Genomic DNA, 2,350 nt, shown 5'->3' with positions numbered 1-2,350 from the left:
ACGATATTTGTTCAGTCGTCCGATGGCGCCCAGTGCCAGTGAGGAGAGCTTCGACCGCGATGCCCGATCGACCAGCCTTACAAGCCGGTGACGGTCTGCCCACCCATGTGCACGGTGCCGCCGACCCTCGATTTGCCTGCGCAGTGAAAACCTTCGCCACGCTCTTTCCCGGCCCACGGTATGGCGGTGGCGCGCTGTCTGTGTACGTCGATGGCGAACCCGTCGTCGACGTGTGGACCGGCTGGTCCGATCGAGAGGGGCGGGTGCCGTGGTCGGCGGACACCGGCGCGATGGTCTTCTCCGCGGGTAAGGGCGTGGCCTCGACGGTCCTGCACCGGCTGGTCGACCGTGGGTTGCTGTCCTACGACGACCCCATCGCGCGTTACTGGCCCGAATTCGGCGCCAACGGCAAGTCCGCCATCACCGTGCGCGAGATGATGCGCCACACCACGGGCCTGTCGCGGCTCGGGACCATCAGCACCGAGCAGTTGCTCGATCACCGTTACATGGAAGAGCGGCTGGCGGCGGCGCGGGTGGACCGCCTCGCCGGCCGCGCGGCGTATCACGCGTTCACCTTCGGCTGGTTGGCATCCGGATTGGCCCGCGCGATCACCGGTAAGGGCATGCGAGAGTTGTTCCGCGCCGAGGTCGCTCAACCACTCGACATCGACGGTATCCACCTGGGGCGGCCGCCGGCCGACGCGCCCACGAAGGCCGCCCAAACGATGTTCCCGCAACGCTTCTCGGGCGGCCCGGTGCTCGGGCGGCTGGTTTCGCTGATGGCCAGCCTGCCGGTTCCGGGACCGCTCGGTGCGACCTATGTCCCCGGTATCACCTCGCTGGTGCAGGGCGACATGGGGCTGCTGGACAGCGAGATTCCCGCGGTGAACGCGGTAGTGACCGCGCGGGGGCTGGCCAAGATGTACGCAGCACTCACCAACGGCGGAAGAATCGATGGGCAGCGATTCCTCTCGGAGGAATTGGTCGCGTCGCTGACCGGCACCCGCAGCTTTCGGCCCGACCTCAACGTCTTCTTCCCGATGTCGTTTCACCTGGGCTACCACGGATCACCGGTGCCGGGCCTACTGCGGGGCTTTGGGCACGCCGGCCTCGGTGGAACCATCGGTTGGGCCGACCCGATCACCAAGAGCTCATTCGCCTTCGTGCACAATCGGCTGCTGACCCCGATGGTCGCCGACCAACTCCTCTTCGTACCGCTGCTGATACCGCTGCAGCGCGCCGTGACCGCCGCACACAGTCGCGGGTTCGTAGCCGTGCCGCGATTCGGAGCACGACACTCCGGCGAGGCGCGCAGCCGAGTTCCCGGCCGCTGACGCCACAACCCGGGGTTGTATCGTCAACAGGTCTCTATCCGCCGGCACGGGAAGCAGATGGACATCTCGCGCGCAGTCCCCCATGCGGAACTCGAGGCGCTGTCCCGCAGGTATGCGGCGGCGGTCGATCGCCGAGACCGCGAGGCGCTGCTCTCGGTGTTCACGCCCGACGCTTCCATGCTCGTCGAAAGACCGGGGCGCGAACCGGGAACGCTGACCGGCCACGGCGAGATCGAACGGGTAATCGACATCGTCGCCCGGTGGCCGCGGACGGCTCACCTCGTAGCCCAGGGCCTGTACGTCATCGAGGGGGGATCTGCGGTAGGCGAAATCTACTGCACCGCCAATCACTTTCGCGTTGACGAGGCGGACGGTCGCAACCACGTCATGCACATCCGCTACCTGGACGAGTATGTACTCGACGCCGAGGGGCGGTGGCGGATCGCACACCGCAGGGTTGTCGTCGATGCCACCGAAGACCGGCGCGCGTCGATCGAGGAACACAGTTGATGGCCTCGCTACAGCTGTCGATGGGGATTCCGTCGTTTTCGTCCGCGGCACCGTCGGACTGGGAACACCTCACGGAGTGGGCACAGCTGTTGGAGGGCGCTGGGTTCGACCGTCTGCTCGTGTCGGAGCACGTGGCGTTCGGTATGAACATGGACGCATACGCGAATCCACAAACGGGTGGAACGGTAGGCGGTCGCCAACCGACCGGACCCGACGGGCACTGGCTGGAACCGCTCACGACGCTGACCTATCTGGCGGCGCGGACGCGCCGGATCCGGCTGGGCACCAACATTCTGCTCGCGGCGCTGCGTCCGGCCGCGGTCCTCGCGAAAACCCTTGCAACGATGGATGTTCTGTCCGGCGGCCGCATCGATGTCGGGGTGGGTGTCGGCTGGCAGCGTGAGGAATACGACGCGGCCGGGGTGGACTTCGATCGACGCGGGGCGATCCTGGACCAGACGCTGGACGTCTGCCAGCGGTTGTGGCGGGAGAACGAGGTGAGCTAC

Annotated in this window: 3 protein-coding genes; all 3 read left to right on the top strand. The window is 66.8% G+C overall.

The window, feature by feature from the left end; translation table 11 throughout:
• Nucleotides 1-59: 59 nt before the first annotated feature.
• Entirely contained in the window at nt 60-1,334 is a 1,275-nt protein-coding gene (locus A5704_RS24560) for a serine hydrolase domain-containing protein (protein WP_067747156.1), read from the top strand.
• A gap of 57 nt (nt 1,335-1,391) precedes the next feature.
• The gene (locus tag A5704_RS24555) at nt 1,392-1,844 is read left to right on the top strand and encodes a nuclear transport factor 2 family protein (protein ID WP_067747154.1); all 453 of its coding nucleotides are present in this window, start codon (nt 1,392-1,394) and stop codon (nt 1,842-1,844) included.
• On the top strand, nt 1,844-2,350 hold a 507-nt coding region (locus tag A5704_RS24550), incomplete at its 3' end, for an LLM class flavin-dependent oxidoreductase (protein WP_156736876.1). The genes A5704_RS24555 and A5704_RS24550, both read left to right, overlap by 1 nt.

This window comes from Mycobacterium sp. E735, assembly GCF_001666955.1.
GTDB lineage: Bacteria > Actinomycetota > Actinomycetes > Mycobacteriales > Mycobacteriaceae > Mycobacterium.
The sequence above is the reverse complement of the archived record's forward strand: the minus strand, read 5'-3'. Positions and strand labels throughout refer to the sequence as shown.